The sequence below is a fragment of the Methylobacterium sp. UNC300MFChir4.1 genome (assembly GCF_900110155.1).
Taxonomy (GTDB): Bacteria; Pseudomonadota; Alphaproteobacteria; order Rhizobiales; family Beijerinckiaceae; genus Methylobacterium.
The window spans coordinates 107,852-133,244 of sequence record NZ_FOCS01000003.1 but is presented as its reverse complement, the minus strand read 5'-3'; the positions used below and the strand labels follow the sequence as shown (position 1 = coordinate 133,244).

Here is a 25,393-nt window from a genome sequence, read left to right as displayed (position 1 = left end):
CCGCCCGGCGAGGAGACGGACCATGGCCCACCGGCCGCCCGACGACAGCGCAGACGCGCGACGGCGGAAGTTCCTGCAGAGCTTCCAGAATTTCGACGCGAACAGCCGGTTTCCCGCGCCCTACGCGCAGTTCGCCGGGAAGCCGCTGACCGAGGCGTCCGGTCAGGGCTGGCGCTACGACGCCCTCGGGTATCGCAACGACGCGCACGCGGACGCGCGGCCGCCCTCCGAGACGCTGCGGGTCTTCGTCGTCGGCGACAGCACGCTAATCGACGGCCAGGTCTTCGCCGACACCGTGCCCGGACGCCTGGAGACCGGGCTGAAGCAGGCGCACGGGCCCGGCGCGCGGGTCTACAATTTCGGCGCGGTCTCGGCCTGTCTCAACCAGATGATCGCCCTGATCACGACGCGGCTGATGGACCTGCAGCCCGACGTCATCCTGGTCGTCGGCGGCGCGACCGACATCTTCCAGCCGTGGAGCTTCGATCCGCGGGCCGGCGTTCCCTACAATCACTTCGCGAACGAGAGCCTCTACGACTACTTCTTCGACCCGAGGAAATCCGCCGAGGACGCGGAGGACCTGTCGTATGACGGCTTGCAGGCGATGATCTTCAATCGCCTCGAGAACCTGCGCGCGCTCACGAACTGGCAGTCCGACATCTGGGAATGGGAGGTGGTGCGGCAGTTCGAGCTGGCGCTCAGGCGCCTCGCGCGGCTCGCGCCCGGGATCGGCGCGCCGGTCCGGTTTCTCCTGCAGCCGACGGTCGTCCGCAAGGGGACGCTCGCGGGTGCGGAGGCCGGCGCCGCGTCCGGCGCGTTCCTCGCCTATCTCGACCGCCAGTACGAGCGCTTCGAGAATGTCCTCGGGCGGCTGGACACGGCCGACCGGGCCTTCGCGGCGCGGAACCTGAGCCGGCTGTTCGAGGCCGACACCCGTGCCCTGTTCACCGACATCGTCCACGTGACTTCGGAGGGGCGCCAAGTGATGGCCGACCGTCTCCAGGCGGAGGTGGTCGAGATGGTCGGGGCGGCGACGGCCGCCTGAGCCATGGCCGAACCGATCGTCTTCGTGGGCGACTCGATCACGGAGCTCTGGGGCTTCCACCGGGCCGGCACTTTCGAGGCCTACGGCCTCATCCCCCGTGGCGGCTCCGGCCAGACGGCGCGCTGGATCACCATGCGGTTCGCCCGCGACCTCGCGGAGACCGGCGCCCGGGGCGTGCATCTCCTGTGCGGCGTCAACGATATCGGCCGCAACGAGGGTGTCTTCGTCCCGGTCGAGGAGATCTGCCGCACGCTCGCCGGCATGCTCGACGAGGCCCGCGCCCTGGGCGTGAAGGCCTGGATCGGCTCGCTCACGCCGGTGGACGGCATCCCGTGGAACCCGGAGGTGCGGGACGCCCCCGCCATGATCGCGGCGGTCAACGCGTGGCTCCGGGACCACGCCCACGAGCACGGCGCGACGTTCATCGATTACCACGCCGTGCTGGTGTCCGAGTCCGGCGGGCTCCGGCCGGATTACGGGACGGACGGGCTCCACCTGAGCCCGGCCGGATACGCGGCGATCGAGCCGTTGATGCTCCGGGCGCTGGGGCGCATCCCGGATGCCCCATCCGCCCCTGCGCTGTCTGTGAAGGGCGCGCCCGCGAAGGCGACGCGGTCCGTCCGCGCGCGCCTCATCGGCGTCGCGGTGGCGGCGGCGGCCCTGCTGGCCGCCATCGCCGCCCTGGTCCTCGAGCTCCGCTGATCAGACCCGGCGCACCGCGCCGTGCGCCGCGCTCGTCGTGAGCATGGCGTAGGCGCGCAGGGCCGCGCTCACCTTCCGCTTGCGCGGCTTCGCCGGCTGCCAGCCCGCCGCCTCCTGAGCGGCCCGCCGCTGGTCGAGTTCCGCCGTCTCGACATCGAGGTGGATGCGCCGGTTCGGGATGTCGATGGCGATCCGGTCGCCGTCCCGCACGAGGCCGATGAGGCCGCCCTCGGCCGCCTCGGGCGAGACGTGCCCGATGGACAGGCCCGACGACCCGCCGGAGAACCGCCCGTCGGTGACGAGAGCGCAGGCCTTACCCAGACCCTTCGATTTCAGGTAGCTCGTCGGGTAGAGCATCTCCTGCATGCCGGGGCCGCCGCGGGGGCCCTCGTAGCGGATCAGCACCACCTCGCCGGCCGTGACCTTGCCGTTGAGGATGCCGTCGACGGCCGCGTCCTGGCTCTCGAACACGCGGGCGGTGCCCGTGAAGGTCAGGATCGAGGCGTCGACGCCCGCGGTCTTCACGATGCAGCCCTGCTCGGCGAGATTGCCGTAGAGCACGGCGAGGCCGCCATCCTGCGAGTAGGCGTGCGCCGCGTCGCGGATGACGCCGCCCTCCCGGTCGAGGTCGAGCGCGTCGAAGCGCGATTCCTGGCTGAACGCCACCTGGGTCGGCACGCCGCCCGGGGCCGCGCGGTAGAAGGTCTGGACCGAGGCGGCCGGTTCGCCGCGCACGTCCCAGCGGGCGAGCGCCCCGCCGAGCGTCCCAGCCGAGACGTTGCCGACGCCGGTGTCGATCAGGCCGGCCCGGTCGAGCTCGCCCAGGATCCCCATGATGCCGCCCGCCCGGTGGACGTCCTCCATGTGGACGTTGGCCACCGCCGGGGCGACCTTGCACAGCACCGGCACCCGCCGGGACAGCCGGTCGATATCGGCCATGGTGAAGGGCACCTCGCCCTCGTGGGCGGCGGCCAGCAGGTGCAGCACCGTATTGGTCGAGCCGCCCATGGCGATGTCGAGGGTCATGGCGTTCTCGAACGCCTGGAAGCTCGCGACCGCGCGCGGCAGCACGCTGGCGTCGTCCTGCTCGTAGTGGCGGCGGGCCAGATCGACGATCAGGTGGCCGGCCTCGACGAAGAGGCGCCTGCGGTCGGCGTGGGTGGCGAGCACCGAGCCGTTGCCCGGCAGCGCCAGACCCAGCGCCTCGGTGAGGCAGTTCATCGAGTTCGCCGTGAACATGCCCGAGCAGGAGCCGCAGGTCGGGCAGGCGGAGCGCTCGATGACGGCGACGTCCTCGTCGGAGATCCGGTCGTCGGCCGCCGCGATCATCGCGTCGACGAGGTCGACCTTCCTGGCGATGCCCGGCAGCTGGACCTTACCGGCCTCCATCGGGCCGCCCGAGACGAAGACGGTCGGGATGTTGAGGCGCAGCGTCGCCATCAGCATGCCGGGGGTGATCTTGTCGCAGTTCGAGATGCACACCATCGCGTCGGCGCAGTGCGCGTTGACCATGTACTCGACGGAATCGGCGATCAGCTCGCGGGACGGCAGCGAGTACAGCATCCCATCGTGGCCCATCGCGATCCCGTCATCGACCGCGATGGTGTTGAACTCCTTGGCGACGCCGCCGGCCGCCTCGATCTCCCGGGCGACGAGCTGGCCGAGGTCCTTGAGGTGAACGTGGCCCGGCACGAACTGCGTGAAGGAGTTCACCACCGCGATAATCGGCTTGCCGAAATCCGAATCCTTCATGCCGGTGGCGCGCCAGAGGCCGCGGGCACCGGCCATGTTGCGGCCGTGGGTGGTGGTGCGTGAGCGATAGGCAGGCATCGAGAGCTTCGACTGGTTCAAAGGTGAAGGGCTTCTGCGCCCGCGCCCGCGCATCCGCAAGCGTCGCCGGGAGACCGGCACCCGTGGCATGCTTCTGGCGGATGGCAGGCGGGAGGGGCGGATCGCGATGACACAGGTGGATTTCCTCCGGCGCGCGATCGCGCAGGGTCAGGGCCGGGTCGAGGCCGATCTGGTCCTGAAGGGCGGCCGCTTCCTCGACCTCGTCACCGGCGATCTGGTGGCCTCCGACATCGCGATCTGCGGCGACCGGATCGTCGGGACCTTCGGAGCGTATAGCGGCACCCGGGAGATCGACGTGTCCGGCAAGGTCGTGGTGCCGGGCTTCATCGACACGCATTTCCACGTCGAGTCGTCGCTGATGCCGCCGCAGGAGTACGAGCGGTGCGTCCTGCCGCACGGCGTCACCACCGGGATCTGCGACCCGCACGAGATGGCCAACGTGCTCGGCACCGACGCCTTCACGTGGTTCCTCAGATCCTCCGAGACGCTGGCGATGGACCTGCGGGTGCAGCTCTCGTCCTGCGTGCCGGCCACCGACCACCTGGAGACCTCGGGCGCGCGGATCGAGGCGCAGGATCTCCTGCCCTTCGCGGCGCACCCGAAGGTGATCGGCCTCGCCGAGTTCATGAACTTCCCGGGTGTTCTGGCGGGCGACCCGGGCGTGCTGGACAAGCTCGCGGCCTTCCAGGGGCGGCACATCGACGGGCACGCGCCGCTCCTGCGCGGCCTCGCGCTCAACGGCTACATCGCGGCAGGCATCCGCACCGAGCACGAGGCGACATCGCCCGAGGAGGCCCGCGAGAAGCTGTCGAAGGGCATGACCGTGCTGATCCGCGAGGGCTCGGTGTGCAAGGACCTGCACGCCCTCGCGCCGATCCTGACCGAGCGGACGGCGCCGTTCCTGGCCTTCTGCACCGACGACCGGAATCCCCTCGACATCGCCGAAGAGGGGCACCTCGACTTCGTCATCCGCACGGCCATCGCCCTCGGCGTGCCGCCGCTGGCCGCCTACCGGGCGGCCTCCTGGTCGGCGGCCCGGGCCTTCGGGCTGCACGACCGGGGCCTCGTCGCGCCCGGCCAGCGCGCCGATCTCGTCGTGCTCGACGATCTCGCCGCCTGTGCCGTGTCGCAAGTCCTCAGCGCGGGCCGGTCGGTGGACGCGGCGCTCTTCGACGCGCGCGCGTCGATCGAGCCGATCGGCCGCCGGAGCGTTCGGGCGCGGCACGTGACGGCCGCCGACTTCGCCGCTCCGGGCTCCGGGCCGTCGACGCCGGTGATCGGCGTCGTGCCCGGCAAGATCATCACCCTGCGGCACGACCTGACCCTGCCCTATTCCGGCGGCGAGCGCCGGATCGACCTCGACCAGGACGTCATCAAGGTCGCGGTGGTCGAGCGCCACGGCCGGACACAGCCGGGCGCGCGCGGCGTCGGGGTCGCGTTCGTGAAGGGGTTCGGCCTCAAGCGCGGCGCCATCGCCTCGTCGGTCGGGCACGACAGCCACAACATCACGGTGGTCGGGGCGGACGACGCCGACATGGCCGTGGCGGTGAACCGGCTCGGCGCGATCGAGGGCGGCTTCGTGGTGGTCGAGGGCGGCCGTGTGCTGGCCGAGATCGCGCTGCCGGTCGCCGGGCTCATGAGTCTCATGCCGTTCGACGCCATCCGCCGCTCGCTCGTAACCTTGCGCGACGCGGCGCGAAGCCTGGAGGTCGTCCTCCCGGAACCCTTCCTGCAGGTGGCCTTCCTGCCCCTGCCGGTGATCCCCCACCTGAAGATCACCGATCGAGGGCTCGTCGATGTCGACCGCTTCGCGCTGATCGATCCTTGAAATTAGATTGCGCGCAATCTAAATGGGCTGTGCGGAGGCGAGTCGGCGCCTACATGCCGGCGGCATCCCCAAACCGGAGAGTCCCATGCCTGTAGACGTGAAGTACCGTACCACCGCCACGGCCACCGGCGGCCGCGACGGCGCCGCCCGGACTGCCGACGGCAGCTTCGAGGTCAAGCTCTCGACCCCGAAGGAGCTCGGCGGCGCGGGCGGTCCGGGCGCGAACCCGGAGCAGCTCTTCGCGTCCGGCTACTCGGCCTGCTTCCTCGGCGCCATGAAGGCCGTAGCGCCGTCGCTGCAGCTGAAGGTCCCGGCCGAGACCACCGTGACCGCCGATGTCGGCATCGGTCCGCGCTCCGAGGGCGGCTTCGGCATCACCGCCGACCTGACCATCAGCCTCCCGGGCCTGGATCGCGCCGACGCGCAGAAGCTCGTCGACGCCGCCCATCAGGTCTGCCCGTACTCCAACGCGACCCGCGGCAACGTCAACGTCGGCCTGAAGCTGGCCTGAACCCGCTCGGGGCCGGCCCGCGGACGCGTCCGCGGGCCGCTGCGCCGTTTTTGCCCGCGCGCGGCGCGACGGCGGTGCCGATCCCGTCCCAATCTTGGATGCGGACCGAGCGTCCGGGGCCGCTCACCCGTCGGCCCGGGCCCGCATGCAGACATGGCCCCCCGCGTCGAGGGTCACGCCCTCGAACGCCGTCCCGGCGACCCGCCCGCAGACCTGAAACACCTGGTTCGCCGTCATCGGCGCGACGCCGCGATACGTGAACGTCCGCGGCACGCGTCCGAGGAGCGTCGCGGCGAGGTTCATCAGCAGCGTCGCCTGCATCGGGCCGTGCACGACGAGGTCGGCGTAGCCTTCCACCCGCGTCGCGTAGGGCTGGTCGTAGTGGAAGCGGTGGCCGTTGAAGGTCATCGCCGAGTAGCGGAACAGCAGCGTCGGCGTCGCCGGCACCTCCCAGATCACCGCGTAGGATTCGGAACCGTCGCGCTCGGGCGCGGCGCCGGTTCCCGTCTGTGCGCCTGCCGCCTCGCGGTAGACGATATCCTGCCGCTCGCGGATCGTGACGCCCCGTTCTGTCGAGACCGTGTGGTCGACGGTGACGAAGCACAGGCTCCCGCTCCGCCCGCTCTTGAAGGCGACGTCCCGCACGGTCTCGGTGCGCGTGACCGTGTCCCCCGCGCGCAGGTCCGAGAGCGTCTCGATCTCGCCCCCCGCCCACATCCGCCGGGGCAGCGGCACCGGGGGCAGGAAGCCGCCCTTGGCGGCGTGGCCGTCGGGCCCGAGGGAGTCGGCCGGTGGCGTCTCGGGCGCGAGGCACCAGTGCAGGGCCGGCGGCGCGATCCCGTCGGCGACCGGCGCTAGGTGCGGCGCGAAGGTCGCGCGGAACTCGGCGAGGAGGCGCGGGGTGACGAGGTCGGACGCCGCCCGCGTCCGGCCGATCCAGGCGCTGAGATCGGTCATGTCAGTACGAGCGCGGCAGGCCGAGCACGTGCTCGGACAGGTAGGCGAGGATCAGGTTCGTGGAGATCGGCGCGACCTGATAGAGGCGCGTCTCGCGGAACTTGCGCTCCACGTCGTACTCCTCGGCGAATCCGAAGCCGCCATGGGTCTGGATGCAGGCGTTGGCGGCCTCGAAGGAGGCGTCGGCGGCGAGCATCTTGGCCATGTTGGCCTCGGCCCCGGGATTGGCCCCGCCCTCGTAGAGGGTCAGCGCCTCGCGGACCATCAGCTCGGCCGCGCGCATGTTCGCGTAGGCCTTCGCGATGGGGAACTGCACGCCCTGGTTGGCACCGATCGGCCGGCCGAAGACGGTCCGCTCGCCGGCATAGGCCCGGGCCCTGTCGATGAACCACTTGGCGTCGCCGACACACTCGGCGGCGATCAGGATCCGCTCCGCGTTCATGCCGGACAGGATGTAGCGGAAGCCCCTGCCCTCCTCGCCGATGAGGTTCTGCGCCGGAACGCGGAGATTGTCGAAGAACACCTCCGTGGTGGCGTGGTTCATCATCGTGCGGATCGGCCGGATCGTCAGGCCGTTGCCCTTGGCCGCGCGCATGTCGACGAGCAGCACCGACAGCCCGTCCGTGCGCTTCATGCCCTCGGCCCTCGGCGTGGTGCGGGCGAGGAGCAGCATCAGGTCCGAATGCTCGGCGCGGCTGGTCCAGATCTTCTGGCCGTTGACGACGTAGTGATCGCCCTCCAGGCGGGCCGTCGTCTTCAGGCTGCCGGTATCGGTGCCGGAGGTCGGCTCGGTCACGCCGAAGGCCTGGAGCCGCAGGCGACCCTCCGCGATGCCCGGCAGGTACTCGGCCTTCTGCGCGTCCGAGCCGTGCCGCAGCAGCGTGCCCATCGTGTACATCTGGGCGTGGCAGGCGCCGCCGTTGCAGCCCGCCCGCTGCACCTCCTCGAGGATCGCGGCGGCCGCCGAGAGCGGCAGGCCGGAGCCGCCGTACGCCTCGGGGATCAGCACCGACAGGTAGCCGCTCTCGGTGAGCGCGTTCACGAACTCGGTCGGGTAGGCCATCTCCCGGTCGAGGGCCCGCCAGTACGGTCCCGGGAAGCCGGCGCAGAGCTTGGCGACCGCCTCGCGGATCTCGGTATAGGCTTCCATCGGGGGCTCCTCAGGCCGTGCGGCCGCCGTCGACGGGGAGATCGACGCCGGTGATGAACGCCGCCTCGTCGGAGGCGAGGAACAGGGCGGCGGCGGCGATGTCGCTCGCCTCCGACAGGCGCCCGAGCGGGATCGTGGCGATGAAGCGGTCGCGGTTCTCGGGCGTGTCGAGGACGCCCATGAAGTGCTCGAGGAGCCCCGTGGCGCCCATGACCGGGCAGAGGGCGTTCACACGGATCTTCCAGGGCGCCAGCTCCAGGGCCAGCGACTTCGAGGCGAGGCTCGCCGCACCCTTGGAGGCGTTGTACCACGTCAGACCCGGGCGCGGCCGCAGCGCCGCCGTCGAGCTGACGTTGAGGATCGCGCCGCCGCCCGCGTCGCGCATCAGCGGGGCGACTTCCCGGACGTAGTGGAAGATCGACTTCACGTTGACCCGGAAGACCCGGTCGAAATCCTCCTCCGTCACCTCCATCAGCGGCTTGTTGCGGTGGGTGGTGCCGGCGTTGTTGACGAGAATGCTCGGCACGCCGAAGCGCTGCCGCGTCTCGGCGACGCTGGCGGCCACGTCGGCGGCCAGACCGACATCGGCGGCGATCGCGATGGCGTTCTCGCCGAGCGCCGCCGCGACGCGCCCGGCCGCCGCGCCGTCGATGTCGACGCAGGCCACCCTGGCGCCCTCCGCGGCGAAGCGCTGGGCGATCCCGGCCCCGAAGCCGCTGCCGGCCCCCGTCACGAGCGCGATCTTGCCGTCCAGTCTCATCGTCTCCTCCCGCCCATTCCGATGCGCTGTCAGATCACTGTCCTCGAGCCCGGGGCGCGAATTCCGCGCGGATCCGCGCCCCGTGCTCGTCGATGGCCGGGACCGGCCCGAGGGCGCGGACCGCGCCGTCGATCAGCACCGGTGGCGCCACGATCCGGGCCGGCCCCGAAGGCGTCCGGACCTCCGCGCGGATCAGCGCGGGGTGCGTGGCGAGGTCCGCCAGCGTGTTGACGAAACCGTAGGCGGTGCCCGCCGCCTTCAGCCGGGCCGCGGCCGCGTCGCGGGTCAGCCGCACCAGCGCGGTGCCGATGCGCAGGTCGACCGCGGCGCGGTTGGCCACACGGGCGTTGTTCGACGCGAAGCCCTCGGCCCGGGCGAGCTCCGGCTCGCCGAGCACGCCGGCGCAGAAATTCGCCCACTCGCGCTCGTTCTGGATCGAGATCAGCACGAGGCTGCCGTCGGCCGTGGGGAAGGCGCCGTAGGGACAGATCGACGGGTGCGCGAGGCCGACCCGCTGGGGCGCCTTGCCGGTCCCCTCGAAGTAGAGCAGCGGGACGTTCATCCAGTCGGCGGCGCCGCTGAACAGGCTGACCTCCAGGGCGCAGCCCTGCCCGGTGATCCCGCGGGCGATCAGCGCCTCGAGGACCGCGGCGTGGGCGTCCATCCCGCAGGCGACGTCGCAGACGGAGACGCCGACGCGGCCGGGCCCCGCCGGGTGGCCGGTGATCCCGGCGAGCCCGCTCTCGGCCTGGACCAGCAGGTCGTAGGCCTTCATGTCGCTGTAGGCGTTGCCGGCGCCGTAGCCGGAGATGTCGACGGTGATCAGCCGGGGGTAGCGCGCGCGCAGCTCCGCCGAGCCGAAGCCCGCCCGGGCCGCCGCGCCGGGGGCGAGGTTCTGCACGAACACGTCGGCCTGGGCGAGGATCGCGTGCAGCAGGCGGCCGTCGGCCGGATCCTTGATGTCGGCGACGAGGCTCTCCTTGCCGCGGTTGAGCCAGACGAAGTAGCTCGCCAGCCCGTTGACCGCCGCGTCGTAGCCGCGGGCGAAATCCCCCTCCGGCCGCTCGATCTTGATGACCCGGGCCCCGGCATCGGCGAGCCGCGAGGTGCAGTAGGGCGCGGCGACGGCCTGCTCCAGGGCGAGCACGGTCAGCCCTCGCAGCGGCAGGTTCTGGCTCATCCGCATCCTTCGGCTTCCCGCGGTCTCAGAGGGCCGGTGCCGCATGAACTGGAACGGCGAGAAGCCTCGCCAAGCGGGCCGCGGTGACAGGGCTGCCCGGCCATTGGCTTCGGGACGTCGCTTTCGCCGCGCTCAGCGTCTTTGCGAGCGGAGCGAAGCAATCCAGGGAAGCGCGACGTCGGCGAGCGCGGCGTATCTGGATCGCTCCGCTCGCAGAGACGGCGGTCGGCCTCACTCCGCCGCGCGCAACGCCGGCGGGCCGCGGACCTCCTCCACCGGCTCGGGGTCATCGAGCGCCGCGTCCACCGCCCGCGGCTTGTCGCGGAACGAGAAGCGGTGCGCCAGCCGGTCGAGGTAGATGTAGATCACCGGCGTGGTGAACAGCGTCAGCACCTGGCTGACCGCGAGGCCGCCCACCATGGCGTAGCCCAGCGGCTGCCGGATCTCCGAGCCGGTCCCGGTGGCGACCATCAGCGGGATGCCGCCGAGCAGGGCCGCCATCGTGGTCATGAGGATCGGCCGGAAGCGCAGCAGCGCGGCCTTCCGGATCGCGACCTCGGGCGAGAGGCCCTCCTCCCGCTCGGCGACGATGGCGAAGTCGACCAGCATGATGCCGTTCTTCTTCACGATGCCGATGAGGAGGATGATGCCGATCAGCGCGATCAGGCTGAAGTCGAACCCCGCCCACATCAGCACCGCCAGGGCGCCGACGCCGGCCGAGGGCAGCGTCGACAGGATGGTGATCGGGTGGATGAAGCTCTCGTAGAGGATGCCGAGGATCAGGTAGACCACGAACAGGGCCGCCAGGATCAGCAGCGGCACCGTCGAGAGCGATTGCTGGAAGGCCTGGGCGGTGCCCTGGAAGCCGCTCACCACGGTCGGCGGGACCTGCAGCTCCCGCATCGCCCGGCCGATCGCCTCCGTGGCCTGCCCGAGGGCGACGTCGGGGGCGAGGTTGAAGCTGATCGTCACCGCCGGGAACTGCCCCTGGTGGTTCACGGCCAGCGGCGCCACCGGAACCGTCGTCCAGCGGGCGAAGGCCGCGAGCGGCACCTGCCCGCCGCCGATCGGCGCCTTGATGTAGATCTTGTCGAGGCTCTCGACGCTGCCCTGCAGCGCCGGCAGAACCTCCAGGACGACGTGGTAGCTGTTGAGCTGCGTGAAGTACTGCGCGATCTGGCGCTGGCCGAACGCGTCGTAGAGCGTGTCGTCGATGAGCTGGGGCGTGATGCCGTAGCGCGAGGCGGCGTCCCGGTCGATCGACAGCGTCAGCGTCGTGCCGCGGGTCTGCTGGTCGGTGGCGACGTCGCGCAGCTCCGGCAGCGTCTTCATCTTGTCGAGGATGCGCGGCGCCCAGGTGTTCAGCTCGGCGAGGTCCGGGTCCTGGAGGGTGTACTCGAACTGCGTCCGCGAGGTGCGGCCGCCGGTGCGCACGTCCTGGGTCGCCTGGATGAAGGTCCGGATGCCCTCGACGCGTTCCAGTTTGGGGCGCAGCCGGCCGATCACCTGGAAGGCGTTGACGTCGCGCTCGTCGCGGGGCTTCAGCGTGATGTACATGCGCCCGGAATTGAGCGCTTGGCCGTTGCCGCCGAGCGACATGCCGACGGTGGCGACCGCGGGATCGGCCTGGACGATCGCGCCGACCTTCTCCTGCAGCGCCTTCATCGCCGAGAAGGAGATGTCCTGCGACGCCTCGGTGACGCCGATCATGAAACCGGTGTCCTGCTGCGGGAAGAAGCCCTTCGGGATGGCGACGAACAGGTAGCCGGTCAGCGCCAGCGTGGCGAAGAAGACCAGCAGCGTGACGCGGCGGAAGCGCAGCGCGACGTCGAGGGCGTCGGCGTAGACCGCGAGCAGCCAGTCGAAGGCGGCCTCGCTCATGCGGTAGAGGCGGCCGTGGCGCTCGGCGTCGTGGGACTTCAGCAGCCGCGAGGCCATCATCGGGGTCAGCGTCAGAGACACGAAGGCCGAGACCGCGATGGTCATCGACAGCACCACGGCGAACTCGCGGAACAGCCTTCCGATGATGCCGCCCATCAGCAGGAGCGGGATCAGCACGGCGATCAGCGACACCGAGATCGACACGATGGTAAAGCCGATCTCGCCCGCGCCCTTGAAAGCGGCCTCCATGGGCCGCATCCCCTCCTCGACGTAGCGGCTGATGTTCTCCAGCACGACGATGGCGTCGTCGACCACGAAGCCGACCGAAATCGTCAGGGCCATCAGCGAGAGGTTGTCGAGGGTGTAGCCCGCCATCCACATCAGCGCGCAGGCGCCGAGCAGCGCGAGCGGCACGGTCACGCTCGGGATCACGGTCGCCCAGAAGCTGCGCAGGAAGACGAAGATCACCCCGACGACCAGCACGATCGTCAGCAGCAGGGTGAACTGCACGTCCTCGACCGAGGCGCGGATGGTCTGCGTGCGGTCGCTCAGGATGCCGACCTTGATGGCGGCCGGCAGTGTGGCGGTCAGGCGGGGCAGCTGGGCCTTGATGCTGTCGACCGTGTCGATGACGTTGGCGCCGGGCTGCTTGAACACGACCAGGAAGATGCCGCGCTTGCCGTTGGTCCAGCCGGCCTGCTTGGTGTCCTCGGGGCCGGCGACCGCCTGTCCGATGTCGCGGACGCGCAGCGGCGCGCCGTCGCGATAGGCGACGATGACGTCGTTCCAGTTGTGGGCTGCGGTGAGCTGGTCGTTGGCGTAGATGGTGTAGCTGTGGCTGCCGCCGTCGATGCTGCCCTTCGGGTTGTTGACCGTGGTGAGGGTGAGCTGCGCGCGCACGTCCTCCAGCGACAGGCCCTTGGCCACGAGCTTGGCCGGGTCGATCTGGATCCGCACGGCGGGCTTCTGCTGGCCGCCGATGAAGACCTGCGCGACGCCCGAGATCTGGCTGATCCGCTGGGCGAGCTGGACGTCGACCGCGTCGTCGACGTCGATCAGCGGCATGCTGTCGGAGGTGGCCGAGAGCAGCAGGATCGGCGAATCGGCCGGATTGACCTTGCGGTAGGTCGGCGGGGTCGGGAGGTTCTTCGGGAGCTGGCCGCTGGCGGCATTGATCGCCGCCTGGATGTCGCTCGCGGCGCCGTCGATGTTGCGGTTGAGGTCGAACTGGACCGTGACCGTCGAGATCCCGAGGGAGCTCGTCGAGGTCATCTGCGACACGCCGGGAATCTGCGAGAACTGCCGCTCGAGGGGCTGCGCCACCGACGAGGCCATCGTCTCCGGGCTGGCCCCGGGGAGCTGCGCGGTCACCTGGATGGTCGGGAAATCCACCTGCGGCAGCGGCGCGACGCCGAGCAGCGGGTAGGCCACGATCCCGAGGAACAGGATGCCGACCATGATCAGCGTGGTCGCCACCGGGAACCGGATGAACGGTGCCGAGATGCCGCCCTTCATGGCCGGGCCCCGCGCGGGGACGCGCCCGCCGTGAGGCGTCCCGCGCGCGTCACTGGACCGCCTCCGCCTGCGCGGTGTGGGCCGCGTGCGGATCGGCCACGAGGCTGCCGTCCTGCACCTTGTACTGGCCGGCGACGATCACCCGCTCGCCGGGCCGGAGGTCGCCGCTGAGAACGCGCGTCCGCCCCGAATCCGAGCGGCCCGCCTTCAGCGCGCGCTGATGCGCCCGGCTGGCATCGTCCACCACGAAGGCGAACAGCCCGTCGGGCCCGTGCTGGATCGCGTCGTCCGGCACGGTCGTGGCGACCGCGACCGTGCCGACCCGCATCTTGGTCGAGACCGACAGGCCCGGCCACAGCGCGTGATTCCTGTTCTCGTAGACGGCCTTGAGGCGGATCGTGCCCGTCGCGGTGTCGACCTGGTTGTTGAACAGGGCGAGCTTGCCGTCGGCGAGCTTGGTCAGCCCGTCCGACGTCCAGGCCTCCACCGGCACGTCACCGGCCTTGAGGGCCGCAGTGATGGCGGGCAGCTGATCCTCCGGGGCCGTGAACACCACGAAGATCGGCTCGACCTGGGTGATCGTCACGATCGGGGTCTGGCCGGCCGCGTTGACGATGTTGCCGATATCGACCTGCCGGAAGCCCGTGACGCCGTCGATGGGCGCGCGGATCGTGGCGTAGCCGAGCTGCGTCGTGGCGTTGTCGATCGCCGCCTGGTCGGACGCCACCTGCGCCGTGAGCTGGGCGACCAGGGCCGTCTGCGTCTCGGTCTGCTGCCGGGAGGCGAAGGCGCCCAGCCCGGTGTAGCGGACGAGGTCCGCCTTCGCGTTGCCGAGGTTGGCCGTGTCCTGCTCCTTCTTGGCCTTCGCCTGATCCAGCGCCGCCTGGTAGGGCCGCGGGTCGATCTGCACGAGCACGTCGCCCTTGCGGACGGTCTGCCCCTCGCGGAACGCGACCTGCTGGATCTCGCCGTCGACGCGCGTGCGCACCTGGACGGTGTTGTACGCCTGGACAGTGCCGAGGCCGTTCGACACGAGGGCGAACGGCCCCTGCTCGACCGTGCCGAGGGTGACGGGCACCGGCAGCGGGGCCGCCGCCCGGGACTTCACCGCTGGCTGATTCAGGCGCGTGTAGCCGTAGGCGCCGCCGCCCGCGACGGCGAGCAGCAGGAGGATCAGGCCGGCCGCGCCCGAGCGCTTCTTCGCCGGTTTGATCGCGGCGCGACGCGCGTCGCCGTGGCTCCGGTCCGTGACCGTCTCGTCCGCGCGAGACCCGTCGCGGTCGTGCACGTCCTCACTCAGCATGCGCCGCTATCCGCCCGTTGATCCGACCGCTTCGCGGACCGGGATAATTTTGCATTCAATAGCATACAATGGCCGCGCCGGACATCGCGGCGCTCCCGGATCGCGGCAATGTTCCGTGAGCGGAAAGCGTGCTACCGCCGCCGAGAGTGGGCCGCGCCGCGGCGCCGGACGCCCCGCGCGGACGACAGGCGCCCGGCGTGCTCGCGCGGGAAGGCCGCCGACGCCGCGCCGAGGATGTGAGACCGAGACGCCGCATGGCCTCGACCCTGGAACTGGACGGCCTGAACGAACTGCGCGACGCGCTGATCGAGGAGCGGCAGATCATCGTCGCGTCGGTGCGCAAGCTGCGCGACGCGCGGCGGCAGAAGGGCACCTTCGTGCTGGGCGACGGCGCGGATGCCGGGCCGCGGCTGGTCGCCGTGCAGGAGCAGATCGTGGTGGTCGAATCCATCATCGCCGCGCTGACGCGATCCCGGGCCTGAGGTGATCGCGGTCCGATCGGACGCACCCGTGCGGCGCCCGGGCCCTGGCCGATACCGGTCGGGATTGTCACAGTTCGGTGTCCGAGATGTTTCTGAGGGCTCGCGGCGTGTGCGGCCCCGTGCGGACACTGTTCGAGGCGGCGGGCTGCGTGGCCGGTCGCGTATTTATCGATTATCGTCAATAGATTATTGAATTCATGTCCCGGCAGGCGCCGAAACAGCGGCTCCGGATGCAATTCGGTCGAACCGGATCATCGTCCCGGTCGATCGACCGCCGTCAGCCTCCCCATCCTCGCCGATCTACGATCCGGTGTTCGGTTTGCCGGCGATGGATTGCGCCGCGCGTGACGATCCCGTCGGCTTGTACAGGATCTGCTCAACTTTCGGGCTGGACGATCGCGATCCTGTCCTGTTAGCGGACCGCACCTCAAGGCGCGGAACCTCGAACATGGACGCCTTCGATCACGCCAATATCGCGCGCGATGCCGACGAAACCGTCGATTCGCCTGTCGCGGATGAGCTCGTCGTGCTCTGGCGGGCGCTCGCCGCGGACCGGCGCGCCCAGGACGAGCGGACCGCGCGCCTGCGAGCCATGCGCCTCATCGGCGAGGACGGCGCCGACTGATCACGCGGTCTCCGGCGCGCCGCCCGGCAGCCGGCTCGCCAGCACGAAGCCGACCGCCATCGCCATGGCCTCGGCCTGCGCGATCAGCGTCGGCTCGCCGGCCTCGCGCGCCGCCTGCAGCAGCTCGATCGCGTGCCGGCCGAGGCGCAGGTCCACATCGTCGCCGGCCGGGACCCCCTCCGGAATCCCGTGATTCTGGCTTCGGTCAGTCATTGGCGTGCGTGGGTCTCGAAGCTGTGGGCAGAGGCCTGAAAGGCGCCGAGGCCGCGATCCAGGATTGCGTGTCGGTGACGTCGCCGAACACCCGCATCACCGCGCTCACCGACCGGTGGATCTCGTCGGCGGAGATCCCGTCGAGGTCGTGGCTCGCGGAGGCGTCGGACAGGAAGGTCACGTCCTGGCCGCGGTGGAAGCCGTCGACCGCCGTCGCGAGGCAGGACGACTCGCCGGCGAAGCCCGCGATGACGAGCGGCGGCGATCCCCGCTCCATCGCGTCCGCGAAGGCGGGGCTGGCGTAGCAGGACGGGCGGTCCCGGTCGAAGATCATGTCGCAGCCGTGCGGCTCGAACCCCTCGATCCAGCGGACGAAGCGGCTGCCCGCCTGGAACAGCGGCGCGCCGATCCAGCGGACGTAGACCACCTGCATGCCGTTCGCGCGGGCATGCGCGAGGGCGCGCCGGCAGTTGGAGAGCGCGGGCTCGATCCCCGTCAGGGCGAGCGGGCGGCCCGCGATCTCGTATTCCTGCTGCATGTCCACCAGCACCAGGGCGGGGACGCTGCGCGGCCGGCGATACAGCGCCGGGTTGATCGGTCGGTTCATCGCGCGGCCACCGCCCGGTCGACGGACGGGCGGGTCACGGCGCGGCTCCGCGAGCGGTCGAGGGCGCCCGCCCGGTGCCAGCGCCCCTCCGGCCGGATGATGACGTAGGGGTCAGCGCCGAGGCCGATCGCCTGCGGGTGCGGCTCCGCCTCCATCAGCATCTCGACGTAGTCGAAATCCGAGAAGACCAGCTCCTGCGCGCCCTCGAAGACGCGGAAGCCGAAGCGGCTCCAGAAGCCGACGAGGCGCTTCTGGGCGTGGCCGTAGAGCCGCCGGTAGCCCTTGACCCGGGCCAATTCGATCCCGGCGCGGACCAGCGCGAAGGACAGGCGCGTGTTGCGGAACTCGGCCCGGACCGCGAGGCGCTCGATCTTGGCGAAATCCGCGAAGAACCGGATGCGCAGGCAGCCCGCCGGCTCGTCGCCGACGTAGCCGATCAGGTGCGTCGCCGAGAGGTCGTTGCCGTCGAACTCCTCCTCGTACGGGCAGGCCTGCTCCGCCATGTAGACGGCGGCGCGCAGGGCGATCACGCGGGACAGGTCCTCCATGTTCCGCGCGACCGCGACGCTGATGCCGGTCCCGCCGGACCGGTGGGTGTCGTACGGGGGCGCCGGCTCCGCCTTCGGTGCGCGGGCGAAATGGTACAGGGCACCGCGAGCGGAGGTCTGCGCCGTGAAGCCGAGGGCGGTCAGGAGGTCGGCCCCCTCGGGGGTGGCCGCGCGGGCGTAGAAGTCGACGCCCCTGTAGGTCGGGCTCGACAGACGATCGAAGACGAGACCGACGCCGCCGGAGAGGCGCCGCCGCGCGTAGACGGCCCAGACGTAGATCCCGGCCGGGCGTTCGTGCTGGCCGGCCACCAGCGCGGCGGGCGGGTCGGACGCGTCGAGCGTCCCGGCCTTGAGCGCCGCCAGGCCGTCGGCGTTCAGCATCAGGCAGGCCACGAACCCCTCGCCCCGCGGATCCGCGGCGTCGAACCGGTGGCGCTGGGCGATCGCCAGGACGCTGTCGGGATTCATCGACATCACCCGCTGGACGGTGCGCAGGGGCGCGAGATCGGGCAGATCCGCGCGCGCCGACGCGATCAGCCGCGCCAGATCGTCCGGGGTCGGCGTGAAGATGACGAGGTGCCGGGCAATTCGGCCGACCTCGAGCGCATTCAGCGCGTGCCGCGGCTCGGGAGAGACTAGCGCTGTACCGAGTTGATCGGCGTCCTTGGCCACGAACTGCGCGCGAGCAATGTGCACCGTCATCGGATGACCTGTCATTCGGGTACGGATTGACGGTTAAGCACTTCGCATCTAGCGCTCTGGCTGTATGTGCAAAATTTGAAACAGGGGTGTTCCGTCGATGGAACAGGCGGAGGCGATCCGGGACCCGATGCCCGACTGGCAGAGCATCCGGGTCTTCCTGGCGCTCCAGCGGTCCGGCAGCTTCCGCTCGGCGGCCACGAAGCTCGGCCTGTCGGTGAACTCGGTGCGGCGCCGGATCGACGATCTCGAGGCGCTGATCGGCGCGCCGCTGCTGACCCGCCACGTCGACGGCATCCGCCTCACCGCCGAGGGCCACGCGATCCTCGAGGCCGCCGGCCGCATGGAGGCGGCGGCGTTCAGCCTGGTGCGCACCGGCGAGGGCGCGCCCTTCGCCGAGACCGGCGAGGTGCGGATCGCCGTGACGGAGGGGCTGGGGGCGTTCTGGCTCGCGCCGCGCCTCGTCGAGTTCCAGCGCGCCAACCCGCGCCTGACCGTCGACCTCCGCTGCGCGATGGAATCCGCCGACGTCCTGCGACTGGAGGCCGACGTCGCGATCCAGCTGACGCGGCCGACCAGCCCGGACCTGCGCATCGTCAAGCTCGGCCGGATCCACATGGTGCCCTACGCCGCGCGGAGCTACGAGGAGACCTACGGGCTACCTAATCGCCCCGAGGACCTGGAGCGCCACCGGATCGTGGTGCAGGACGGCGGCCAGACCGTCGCCCTCGAGGATTACGTGCGCACGGTGCCGGGCTTCCCCGCGAAGGTCCCGATCACCCTGAAGATCAACGTCAGCAGCGCCTATTACTGGGCGATCGCCAAGGGGGCCGGGATCGGCCTGCTGCCGACCTATGCCAGCGCGATCGGCGCCCAGGTCGTCCCGGTGGACAATCTCGGCCGCTTCAGCGTCGACATCTGGCTGACCTATCACCCGGACGCCGAGCGGATCACCCGCGTGCGGCGGACGATCGACTGGCTGCGGGCCTCCTTCGATCCGAAGCGCTATCCCTGGTTCCGCGACGAGTTCATCCATCCCCGCGACCTGCCGGGTGCCGTGAAGGGCGCGGCCCTCCCCGACCTGTTCGCCGGCTTCATCGCCATGACGCCGTGACGGCTCCCTGATTCCGGCGGGCCGCGACGGCCGCTGGTCCGGGTCCTGCAACGGCCGACGCCCGCCCTTGACCGCGCCGCGCGCATGATCCTTGCTCCGGCCGCCGCGACGACGAGGTTGCCCGTGCTGCTGACGCCCCGTGAGAAGGACAAGTTGCTCATCGCCATGGCGGCGCAGGTGGCGCGCAACCGCCTCGCCCGCGGCGTGAAGCTCAACCATCCGGAATCGGTGGCGTTGATCACCGACTTCGTGGTCGAGGGCGCGCGGGACGGCCGCACCGTGGCCGACCTGATGCAGGCCGGCGCCACCGTGCTGAACGCCGATCAGGTCATGGAGGGCGTGCCCGAGATGATCCACGACATCCAGGTGGAGGCGACCTTCCCGGACGGCACCAAGCTCGTCACCGTGCATCACCCGATCCGCGGTGCGGCCTCGTCCGACATCCCCGGCGCGGTGACGACTCTGCCCGGCGAGATCGTGTTCAACTCCGGCGCCGAGCGGACCGTGATCGAGGTCGCCAATGTCGGCGACCGGCCGATCCAGGTCGGCTCGCACTATCACTTCTTTGAGGTCAATCCGGGCCTCGTGTTCCCGCGGGAGCAGGCCCGCGGCAAGCGCCTCGACATCGCGCCGGGCACCGCCGTGCGGTTCGAGCCGGGATCGACGCGGGAAGTGGCGCTGGTGCCGCTCTCCGGCGGGCGCACCGTCTACGGGTTCCGCGGCGACGTGATGGGCAAGCTCTGACCATGGCCAACACGCCCAAGCCCGCCAGCCTGCCGCGCTCGGCCTACGCCGACATGTTCGGCCCGACCGTCGGCGACCGCATCAGGCTCGCGGACACGAGCCTGGAGATCACGGTCGAGCGCGACTTCACCACCTACGGCGAGGAGGTGAAGTTCGGCGGCGGCAAGGTCATCCGCGACGGCATGGGCCAGAGCCAGGCCACGAACGCCGACGGCGCCGTCGACACGGTGATCACCAACGCGGTGGTCCTCGACCACTGGGGCGTCGTGAAGTGCGATGTCGGCATCGTGCGCGGCCGGATCTTCCGGCTCGGCAAGGCCGGCAATCCGGACGTGCAGCCCGGGGTCGACATCGTGGTCGGGCCGGGCACCGAGGTCATCGCCGGCGAGGGCAAGATCCTGACGGCGGGCGGCTTCGACAGCCACATCCACTTCATCTGCCCGCAGCAGATCGAGGAGGCGCTCTGCTCGGGCGTCACCACGATGCTCGGCGGCGGCACCGGCCCGGCGCACGGCACCTTCGCCACCACCTGCACGCCGGGCCCCTGGCACATCGCCCGGATGATCGAGGCGGCGGATTCCTTCCCGATGAACCTCGCCTTCGCCGGGAAGGGCAACGCGTCCCGTCCGGAGAGCCTCGTCGAGATGGTGCGGGCGGGTGCCTGCGCGCTGAAGCTGCACGAGGACTGGGGCACCACGCCCGCGGCGATCGATACCTGCCTGTCGGTGGCGGACGCCCACGACATCCAGGTCATGATCCACACCGACACGCTCAACGAATCGGGCTTCGTCGAGGACACGATCGCGGCCTTCAAGGGCCGGACCATCCACGCCTTCCACACCGAGGGCGCGGGCGGCGGCCACGCGCCGGACATCATCAAGGTGGCCGGGCTGCCGAACGTGCTGCCGTCGTCCACCAACCCGACGCGGCCCTACACGTGGAACACGATCGACGAGCATCTCGACATGCTCATGGTGTGCCACCACCTCGACCCGTCGATCCCCGAGGATCTCGCCTTCGCGGAGAGCCGGATCCGGCGCGAGACCATCGCGGCCGAGGACATCCTGCACGACATCGGCGCGCTCTCGATGATGTCCTCCGACAGCCAGGCGATGGGCCGGGTCGGCGAGGTCATCATCCGCACGTGGCAGACCGCCGACAAGATGAAGCGCCAGCGGGGCGCTCTGCCGGGCGACGCGTCCGGCACCGACAACCTGCGCGCGCGCCGCTACGTCGCCAAGTACACGATCAACCCGGCCATCGCGCACGGCATCTCCCGGCACATCGGCTCGGTGGAGCCCGGCAAGCTCGCCGACCTCGTGCTGTGGACGCCGGCCTTCTTCGGCGTGAAGCCGGACCTCGTGCTGAAGGGCGGCAGCATCGCGGCCGCGCCCATGGGCGACCCGAACGCCTCGATCCCGACGCCGCAGCCGGTGCATTACCGGCCGATGTTCGGCGCCTACGGACGGGTCCCCTTCGCCACCGCCCTCACCTTCGTCTCAAGGGCGGCGGTGGAGGACGGCCTGCGGGAGCGGCTGGGCGTGCAGAAGGAGCTGGTCGCCGTTGAGAACGTCCGCGGCGGCATCTCGAAGAAGAGCATGGTGCTGAACGACGCGACGCCGGTCATCGAGGTCGATCCGGAGACCTACGACGTGCGCGCCGACGGCGAGCTGCTGGTCTGCGAGCCGGCCGAGGTGCTGCCGATGGCGCAGCGCTACTTCCTGTTCTGAGCGCGGCCATCCATGATCCGCGCCACCCGCATCCTCCGCCGCGACTTCCTGTCAGGTGGCGAGATCGTCGACCGCGTCGTCCTCGATCACGGCGACCGCCACCGCCGCCGCGTCGCCATGCGCGGCGCCGGGGGGCTGAGCTTCCTGCTGGACCTTCCGGAGCCGACCGTGCTGGAGGACGGCGACGCCCTGGTCCTGCAGGACGGACGCCTCGTCTGGGTCGAGGCCGCGCCGGAGCGCCTGCTCGAGATCCGGGCTGCCGGCGATCACGCCCTCAAGCGCCTGATCTGGCACATCGGCAACCGGCACATCGCCGCCGAGATCGGCCCGGACGCGGTCTGGATCGCGCACGACCACGTCCTCGCCGAGATGGTCCGGGGCCTCGGTGGCACCGCCGAGCCGGTGGTGCGCCCGTTCCGGCCCGAGGGCGGCGCCTATTCCGGGGATCATGGCAACGGTCACGGGCACGACCACCCGCATGGCGGCCACCAGCACCACCATGCCGCGGGCTGACGCCCTGGAGGCGCTGCGCCTGATGGCATGGCTGTCGCCCGGCTACCCGGTCGGGGCCTACGCCTACTCGCACGGGCTCGAATGGGCGGTCGAGGCGGGCGACGTTCGCGACGAGGCGAGCCTGACCGAGTGGCTCCGGGACGTCTGCGAGCGCGGCGCCCTGCGCAACGACCTGATCCTGGCCGCCCATGCCCACGCGGCGGCGCTGTCCGCGGACGGCGCCGCGCTGGTCGCCGTCAACGACCTCGCGCTGGCGCTGGCGCCGTCGCGGGAGCTGCACCTGGAGACGAGCCAGCAGGGCCGCAGCTTCCTCGACGCGACGCGCGGCGCGTGGCCCTGCGACGCCCTCGACGCCCTGGCCGGCAATCTGCCGGGGCCGGTCGCCTACCCGGTCGCGGTCGGCCTCGCGGCCGGCGCGCACGGCATGAATCCGGGGCCCGTGCTCGCCGCCTACGGCCTCGCCTTCCTCCAGAATCTCGTCTCCGCGGCCCTCCGGGCGGCGCCCGTGGGTCAGGCCGCCGGCACGCGGGTCGTGGCAGCGCTCGCGCCGCGCCTCGCCGGGCTCGCCGAGGCAGCCGCCGCGGCGGATCTCGACGCGCTCGGTGCCGCCACCTTCCGCCTGGATCTCGGCTCCTTCCGCCATGAGACCCAGTATTCCCGCATCTTCCGATCCTGAGCCCGCAGCATGACCTCCACGAACGGCCCCCTCCGCGTCGGCATCGGCGGACCTGTCGGTTCCGGCAAGACCGCCCTGATGGAGCAGCTCTGCAAGCGCTTCCGCGACCGCTACGAGATCTGCGCCATCACCAACGACATCTACACGAAGGAGGACGCGCGGATCCTCACCGTCGCGGGCGCCCTGCCGGAGGAGCGCATCCTCGGCGTCGAGACCGGGGGATGCCCGCACACGGCGATCCGGGAGGATGCCTCGATCAATCTCGCCGCCGTCGCCGAGATGAGCCGGCGCTTCCCGAAGCTCGACCTCGTGCTGATCGAGTCCGGCGGCGACAACCTCGCGGCGACGTTCTCGCCGGAACTCGCCGACATCACGCTCTACGTGATCGACGTCGCCGGCGGCGAGAAGATCCCCCGCAAGGGCGGCCCGGGCATCACCCGGTCCGACCTGCTGATCGTCAACAAGACGGACCTCGCGCCGCTCGTCGGCGCCGACCTGTCGGTGATGGAATCCGACACGCAGCGGATGCGCGGCACCCGGCCGTACGTGTTCGCGTCCCTGCGCGAGGGCGCGGGCGCGGACGCGGTGGCGCGTTTCGTGGAGGAGGCGGGCGGCCTCGGCCGCTGAGTCGACGCGCCGGTCCGGGTGGCCGGCGGGTCACGTTTCCTAGCGGCCGGCCTCGGCCGAGCGCGCGCGGACCGACGACCTGCTCGGGGTGCCCATGAGCGCGTCCAGGCGGCTCATCCGCGCGTTGAAATCGTTCAGGACGGTCTGGCGCGCCTTGATCGCGGCGCTGGGCTGCGCCTTGGCGGGGGTGTGCCGCGGGCGGGCCTCCGCCTGGACCGCCGGAACGGCGAGGAGCGCGGCCAGCGCCGCGATGGTCAGAGTGCGGGTCATCGTGAAATCCTTCGGCGCCCGCCGTGTCGGACGGCGCGACGCTGCGCTGAGGATATGCGCGCCCGGAGCGCGGCCGCGTGCGCGAGCGCACAGCACGCAGACGTGATCGGGATGAGCGCCGTTGCGCAATCGCGGCGTTGACAGCGGTCCGTGACTGATTCAACCCGCGATATCGGGGCCTTCTGAACGGTATCGCGCATGCGAAATCTGCGGTGGCTGGCCGCCCTTCCCTTCCTCGGCATCCTGGTCGGCCCGTTCTTCCTGAACCGGGTCGAGCCCTTCGTGTTCGGCTTGCCGCTGCTCCTCGCCTGGCTGGTGTTCTGCGTGATCGGAACCTCGGTCGTGATGGGGGTGATCTACCTGACCGACCCTCAGAACCGCGCGCCGGAGGATCCCCGATGAGCATCGCGCTCGTTATCGTGGCCGCCGGCTTCGCGCTGGCGATCGGCCTCGGACTCTACGCGCGGGTCGGCCGCGAGATGGGGCTGGAGCAGTGGACCGTCGGCGGCCGCGGCTTCGGCACCGCCCTGGTCTTCCTGCTGATGGCCGGGGAGATCTACACGACCTTCACGTTCCTCGGCGGCTCCGGCATCGCCTACGGCAAGGGCGGCCCCGCCTACTACATCCTCTGCTACCTGACGCTCGCCTACGTCACCTCGTACTGGCTGCTGCCCCCGGTCTGGCGCTACGCCAAGCAGCACAACCTCTACACGCAGCCCGACTTCTTCGCGCGCAAGTACGGCAGCCGCGCGCTCGGGATGCTGGTGGCGCTCGTGGGGATCGTCGCCCTCGTTCCCTACCTCGTGCTGCAGTTCAAGGGCCTCGGGATCATCGTCTCGACGGCGTCCTACGGCGCGATCTCGTCGACGACCGCGGTCTGGATCGGCGCGGCCGCGCTCACCGCCTACGTCGTGGTGTCGGGCGTGCACGGCTCCGCCTGGACGGCCGTGATCAAGGACACCAGCATCCTGTTCGTGGTGGTGTTCCTCGGGATCTACCTGCCGGTCCACTATTACGGCGGCTACGAGGGCCTGTTCACGGCGATCGAGGCGGCGAAGCCCGGCTTCCTGGCCCTGCCCGACCGCGGCCAGAGCCCGACCTGGTTCACCACCACGGTCCTGCTGACCGCGCTCGGCGGCTACATGTGGCCCCACACCTTCGCGTCGCTCTACACGGCGCGGGAGCCGGGCGCCTTCCGCCGCAACGCCGTGATCCTGCCGATCTACCAGCTGATCAACCTGTTCGTGTTCGTGATCGGCTTCACCGCCGTGATGCAGGTGCCGGGCCTGACGGGGCCCGACGTCGACCTCTCGCTGTTCAAGCTCTCCCTCGCGACCTTCCCGCCCTGGGTCATCGGGCTGATCGGCGCCACGGGGGTGCTGACCGCCCTCGTCCCGGGCTCCATGATCCTGATCGCCGGCGTCACGCTGGTCGCGAACAACCTCGTCCGGCCGCTGCGTCCCGGCATGGACGACGCCGCGACCGCGCGGCTGTGCAAGATCCTCGTGCCGGTGCTGGCGCTGGTCTGCGTCGGCTTCACCCTGTCGGGCGGCGACACGATCGTGCAGCTCCTGCTCATGGGCTACAACTTCGTGACGCAGCTCTTCCCCTGCTTCATCACCAGCCTGATGCGCCGCAATCCCCTCGACCGCCGCGCCGCCATCGCCGGGATCGTCGCGGGCGTGGCCACCGTGGCGGCGACCGTCCTCTCCGGGTTCAGCCTGGCGAAGCTGCCGGTCCTGGGGCCGCTCCAGGACGTGAATGTCGGCATCGTGGCGCTGGTGGTGAACGTCGTCGTGACGGTCGCCGTGGCGCAGATGGTGCGCGGGGGCGCGACCGCGGCGCAGGCCGCGGAGTGATGC

25 protein-coding genes are annotated in these 25,393 nt (G+C 70.9%); 14 read left to right on the top strand and 11 right to left on the bottom strand.

The annotated features are described in order from the left end of the window. Positions 1-22 precede the first annotated feature (22 nt). Both BMY19_RS06235 and BMY19_RS06230 read left to right on the top strand, forming a co-directional pair. The gene (locus BMY19_RS06235; protein ID WP_100251198.1) at positions 23-1,045 is read left to right on the top strand and encodes a lipase; all 1,023 of its coding nucleotides are present in this window, start codon (positions 23-25) and stop codon (positions 1,043-1,045) included. Between the two features lie 3 nt (positions 1,046-1,048). Next, positions 1,049-1,747 carry a GDSL-type esterase/lipase family protein gene (locus BMY19_RS06230; protein WP_100251197.1) on the top strand — a complete coding sequence of 233 codons (699 nt, stop codon included), beginning with the start codon at positions 1,049-1,051 and terminating at the stop codon, positions 1,745-1,747. Here the strand turns inward: BMY19_RS06230 and ilvD are convergent, their stop codons facing one another. Further along, positions 1,748-3,577, bottom strand: a complete 1,830-nt coding sequence (gene ilvD / locus BMY19_RS06225; protein WP_100251330.1) for a dihydroxy-acid dehydratase — start codon at positions 3,575-3,577, stop codon at positions 1,748-1,750. Positions 3,578-3,704: 127 nt separating this feature from the next. Here ilvD and ade point away from each other — a divergent pair, with 127 nt between their 5' ends. Continuing rightward, positions 3,705-5,426: an adenine deaminase gene (ade, locus tag BMY19_RS06220; RefSeq protein ID WP_100251196.1), complete on the top strand. Its 1,722-nt coding sequence runs from the start codon at positions 3,705-3,707 to the stop codon at positions 5,424-5,426. Positions 5,427-5,511: 85 nt separating this feature from the next. Continuing rightward, positions 5,512-5,937, top strand: a complete 426-nt coding sequence (locus BMY19_RS06215; RefSeq protein ID WP_020091957.1) for an organic hydroperoxide resistance protein — start codon at positions 5,512-5,514, stop codon at positions 5,935-5,937. A 123-nt stretch (positions 5,938-6,060) separates the two neighbouring features. Here BMY19_RS06215 and BMY19_RS06210 read toward each other — a convergent pair whose 3' ends face one another. The 6 genes from BMY19_RS06210 to BMY19_RS06185 form a co-directional block, all read right to left on the bottom strand. Beyond that, positions 6,061-6,894: an HTD2 family dehydratase gene (locus tag BMY19_RS06210; RefSeq protein WP_100251195.1), complete on the bottom strand. Its 834-nt coding sequence runs from the start codon at positions 6,892-6,894 to the stop codon at positions 6,061-6,063. Between the two features lies 1 nt (position 6,895). Beyond that, on the bottom strand, positions 6,896-8,044 hold the full coding sequence (locus BMY19_RS06205) for an acyl-CoA dehydrogenase family protein (protein WP_100251194.1): 1,149 nt from the start codon (positions 8,042-8,044) through the stop codon (positions 6,896-6,898). 10 nt (positions 8,045-8,054) lie between these two features. After that, positions 8,055-8,804, bottom strand: a complete 750-nt coding sequence (locus BMY19_RS06200; RefSeq protein WP_042669500.1) for an SDR family oxidoreductase — start codon at positions 8,802-8,804, stop codon at positions 8,055-8,057. Positions 8,805-8,838: 34 nt separating this feature from the next. Then, positions 8,839-9,984, bottom strand: coding sequence for a CaiB/BaiF CoA transferase family protein (locus BMY19_RS06195; RefSeq protein WP_100251193.1), 1,146 nt, complete (start codon positions 9,982-9,984; stop codon positions 8,839-8,841). 231 nt (positions 9,985-10,215) lie between these two features. Continuing rightward, the gene (locus BMY19_RS06190) at positions 10,216-13,380 is read right to left on the bottom strand and encodes an efflux RND transporter permease subunit (RefSeq protein WP_100251192.1); all 3,165 of its coding nucleotides are present in this window, start codon (positions 13,378-13,380) and stop codon (positions 10,216-10,218) included. 49 nt (positions 13,381-13,429) lie between these two features. Beyond that, entirely contained in the window at positions 13,430-14,683 is a 1,254-nt protein-coding gene (locus BMY19_RS06185; RefSeq protein ID WP_100251191.1) for an efflux RND transporter periplasmic adaptor subunit, read from the bottom strand. Positions 14,684-14,937: 254 nt separating this feature from the next. Here BMY19_RS06185 and BMY19_RS06180 point away from each other — a divergent pair, with 254 nt between their 5' ends. Then, complete coding sequence (locus BMY19_RS06180) at positions 14,938-15,165, top strand: hypothetical protein (RefSeq protein WP_056528555.1); 228 nt, start codon at positions 14,938-14,940, stop codon at positions 15,163-15,165. A 448-nt stretch (positions 15,166-15,613) separates the two neighbouring features. Continuing rightward, positions 15,614-15,790, top strand: coding sequence for a hypothetical protein (locus tag BMY19_RS30795; RefSeq protein WP_170862918.1), 177 nt, complete (start codon positions 15,614-15,616; stop codon positions 15,788-15,790). On the opposite strand, the gene BMY19_RS06175 is transcribed toward BMY19_RS30795, so the two are convergent. From BMY19_RS06175 to BMY19_RS31755, 3 genes are read right to left on the bottom strand one after another with little or no spacing between them, the layout of a single operon-like run. Next, entirely contained in the window at positions 15,791-16,003 is a 213-nt protein-coding gene (locus BMY19_RS06175) for a hypothetical protein (protein ID WP_026604754.1), read from the bottom strand. Next, positions 15,996-16,610 carry a cysteine hydrolase family protein gene (locus tag BMY19_RS06170; protein WP_100251190.1) on the bottom strand — a complete coding sequence of 205 codons (615 nt, stop codon included), beginning with the start codon at positions 16,608-16,610 and terminating at the stop codon, positions 15,996-15,998. Before BMY19_RS06170 ends, BMY19_RS06175 begins: the two co-directional genes overlap by 8 nt. After that, a complete protein-coding gene (locus tag BMY19_RS31755; RefSeq protein ID WP_100251189.1) occupies positions 16,607-17,860 on the bottom strand; it encodes a GNAT family N-acetyltransferase in 1,254 nt (417 codons plus the stop codon). The genes BMY19_RS06170 and BMY19_RS31755 overlap by 4 nt, the downstream gene beginning before the upstream one ends. 97 nt (positions 17,861-17,957) lie before the next feature. Here BMY19_RS31755 and BMY19_RS06160 point away from each other — a divergent pair, with 97 nt between their 5' ends. The 6 genes from BMY19_RS06160 (at position 17,958) to ureG (ending at position 23,261) form a co-directional block, all read left to right on the top strand. After that, complete coding sequence (locus tag BMY19_RS06160) at positions 17,958-18,971, top strand: LysR family transcriptional regulator (RefSeq protein ID WP_100251188.1); 1,014 nt, start codon at positions 17,958-17,960, stop codon at positions 18,969-18,971. Positions 18,972-19,094: 123 nt separating this feature from the next. Beyond that, complete coding sequence (locus BMY19_RS06155) at positions 19,095-19,715, top strand: urease subunit gamma (protein ID WP_100251187.1); 621 nt, start codon at positions 19,095-19,097, stop codon at positions 19,713-19,715. A 2-nt stretch (positions 19,716-19,717) separates the two neighbouring features. Continuing rightward, positions 19,718-21,445, top strand: coding sequence for an urease subunit alpha (ureC, locus tag BMY19_RS06150; RefSeq protein WP_100251186.1), 1,728 nt, complete (start codon positions 19,718-19,720; stop codon positions 21,443-21,445). 12 nt (positions 21,446-21,457) lie between these two features. Continuing rightward, complete coding sequence (locus BMY19_RS06145; protein WP_100251185.1) at positions 21,458-21,958, top strand: urease accessory protein UreE; 501 nt, start codon at positions 21,458-21,460, stop codon at positions 21,956-21,958. After that, positions 21,924-22,634: an urease accessory protein UreF gene (locus tag BMY19_RS06140; protein WP_244534850.1), complete on the top strand. Its 711-nt coding sequence runs from the start codon at positions 21,924-21,926 to the stop codon at positions 22,632-22,634. The genes BMY19_RS06145 and BMY19_RS06140 overlap by 35 nt, the downstream gene beginning before the upstream one ends. Before the next feature lie 9 nt (positions 22,635-22,643). Continuing rightward, positions 22,644-23,261 (top strand): urease accessory protein UreG, encoded by a 618-nt coding sequence (ureG, locus tag BMY19_RS06135; RefSeq protein ID WP_020091939.1) that lies wholly within the window; start codon positions 22,644-22,646, stop codon positions 23,259-23,261. 39 nt (positions 23,262-23,300) lie between these two features. Here ureG and BMY19_RS06130 read toward each other — a convergent pair whose 3' ends face one another. Further along, positions 23,301-23,531, bottom strand: a complete 231-nt coding sequence (locus BMY19_RS06130; RefSeq protein ID WP_056528533.1) for a hypothetical protein — start codon at positions 23,529-23,531, stop codon at positions 23,301-23,303. Positions 23,532-23,729: 198 nt separating this feature from the next. Here BMY19_RS06130 and BMY19_RS06125 point away from each other — a divergent pair, with 198 nt between their 5' ends. Together BMY19_RS06125 and BMY19_RS06120 are read left to right on the top strand one after the other, a co-directional pair. Further along, positions 23,730-23,933, top strand: coding sequence for a DUF3311 domain-containing protein (locus BMY19_RS06125; RefSeq protein ID WP_042673517.1), 204 nt, complete (start codon positions 23,730-23,732; stop codon positions 23,931-23,933). Next, positions 23,930-25,390 (top strand): sodium:solute symporter family protein, encoded by a 1,461-nt coding sequence (locus tag BMY19_RS06120; RefSeq protein ID WP_100251184.1) that lies wholly within the window; start codon positions 23,930-23,932, stop codon positions 25,388-25,390. The genes BMY19_RS06125 and BMY19_RS06120 overlap by 4 nt, the downstream gene beginning before the upstream one ends. Positions 25,391-25,393: the final 3 nt, after the last annotated feature.

Excerpts from the sequence above, each read along its gene's own strand:
- BMY19_RS06125 (WP_042673517.1), top strand. The coding sequence starts at position 23,730 with ATGCGAAATCTGCGGTGGCTGGCCGCCCTTCCCTTCCTCGGCATCCTG.
- BMY19_RS06185 (WP_100251191.1), bottom strand. The coding sequence starts at position 14,683 with ATGCTGAGTGAGGACGTGCACGACCGCGACGGGTCTCGCGCGGACGAG.
- ureG (WP_020091939.1), top strand. The coding sequence starts at position 22,644 with ATGACCTCCACGAACGGCCCCCTCCGCGTCGGCATCGGCGGACCTGTC.
- BMY19_RS31755 (WP_100251189.1), bottom strand. The coding sequence starts at position 17,860 with ATGACGGTGCACATTGCTCGCGCGCAGTTCGTGGCCAAGGACGCCGAT.
- BMY19_RS06140 (WP_244534850.1), top strand. The coding sequence starts at position 21,924 with ATGGCGGCCACCAGCACCACCATGCCGCGGGCTGACGCCCTGGAGGCG.
- BMY19_RS06145 (WP_100251185.1), top strand. The coding sequence starts at position 21,458 with ATGATCCGCGCCACCCGCATCCTCCGCCGCGACTTCCTGTCAGGTGGC.
- BMY19_RS06215 (WP_020091957.1), top strand. The coding sequence starts at position 5,512 with ATGCCTGTAGACGTGAAGTACCGTACCACCGCCACGGCCACCGGCGGC.
- BMY19_RS06180 (WP_056528555.1), top strand. The coding sequence starts at position 14,938 with ATGGCCTCGACCCTGGAACTGGACGGCCTGAACGAACTGCGCGACGCG.
- ade (WP_100251196.1), top strand. The coding sequence starts at position 3,705 with ATGACACAGGTGGATTTCCTCCGGCGCGCGATCGCGCAGGGTCAGGGC.
- BMY19_RS06200 (WP_042669500.1), bottom strand. The coding sequence starts at position 8,804 with ATGAGACTGGACGGCAAGATCGCGCTCGTGACGGGGGCCGGCAGCGGC.
- BMY19_RS06205 (WP_100251194.1), bottom strand. The coding sequence starts at position 8,044 with ATGGAAGCCTATACCGAGATCCGCGAGGCGGTCGCCAAGCTCTGCGCC.
- ureC (WP_100251186.1), top strand. The coding sequence starts at position 19,718 with ATGGCCAACACGCCCAAGCCCGCCAGCCTGCCGCGCTCGGCCTACGCC.
- BMY19_RS06195 (WP_100251193.1), bottom strand. The coding sequence starts at position 9,984 with ATGAGCCAGAACCTGCCGCTGCGAGGGCTGACCGTGCTCGCCCTGGAG.
- BMY19_RS06235 (WP_100251198.1), top strand. The coding sequence starts at position 23 with ATGGCCCACCGGCCGCCCGACGACAGCGCAGACGCGCGACGGCGGAAG.
- BMY19_RS06230 (WP_100251197.1), top strand. The coding sequence starts at position 1,049 with ATGGCCGAACCGATCGTCTTCGTGGGCGACTCGATCACGGAGCTCTGG.
- BMY19_RS06130 (WP_056528533.1), bottom strand. The coding sequence starts at position 23,531 with ATGACCCGCACTCTGACCATCGCGGCGCTGGCCGCGCTCCTCGCCGTT.
- BMY19_RS06120 (WP_100251184.1), top strand. The coding sequence starts at position 23,930 with ATGAGCATCGCGCTCGTTATCGTGGCCGCCGGCTTCGCGCTGGCGATC.
- BMY19_RS06210 (WP_100251195.1), bottom strand. The coding sequence starts at position 6,894 with ATGACCGATCTCAGCGCCTGGATCGGCCGGACGCGGGCGGCGTCCGAC.
- BMY19_RS06175 (WP_026604754.1), bottom strand. The coding sequence starts at position 16,003 with ATGACTGACCGAAGCCAGAATCACGGGATTCCGGAGGGGGTCCCGGCC.
- BMY19_RS06170 (WP_100251190.1), bottom strand. The coding sequence starts at position 16,610 with ATGAACCGACCGATCAACCCGGCGCTGTATCGCCGGCCGCGCAGCGTC.
- BMY19_RS06160 (WP_100251188.1), top strand. The coding sequence starts at position 17,958 with ATGGAACAGGCGGAGGCGATCCGGGACCCGATGCCCGACTGGCAGAGC.
- BMY19_RS06190 (WP_100251192.1), bottom strand. The coding sequence starts at position 13,380 with ATGAAGGGCGGCATCTCGGCACCGTTCATCCGGTTCCCGGTGGCGACC.
- BMY19_RS30795 (WP_170862918.1), top strand. The coding sequence starts at position 15,614 with ATGGACGCCTTCGATCACGCCAATATCGCGCGCGATGCCGACGAAACC.
- ilvD (WP_100251330.1), bottom strand. The coding sequence starts at position 3,577 with ATGCCTGCCTATCGCTCACGCACCACCACCCACGGCCGCAACATGGCC.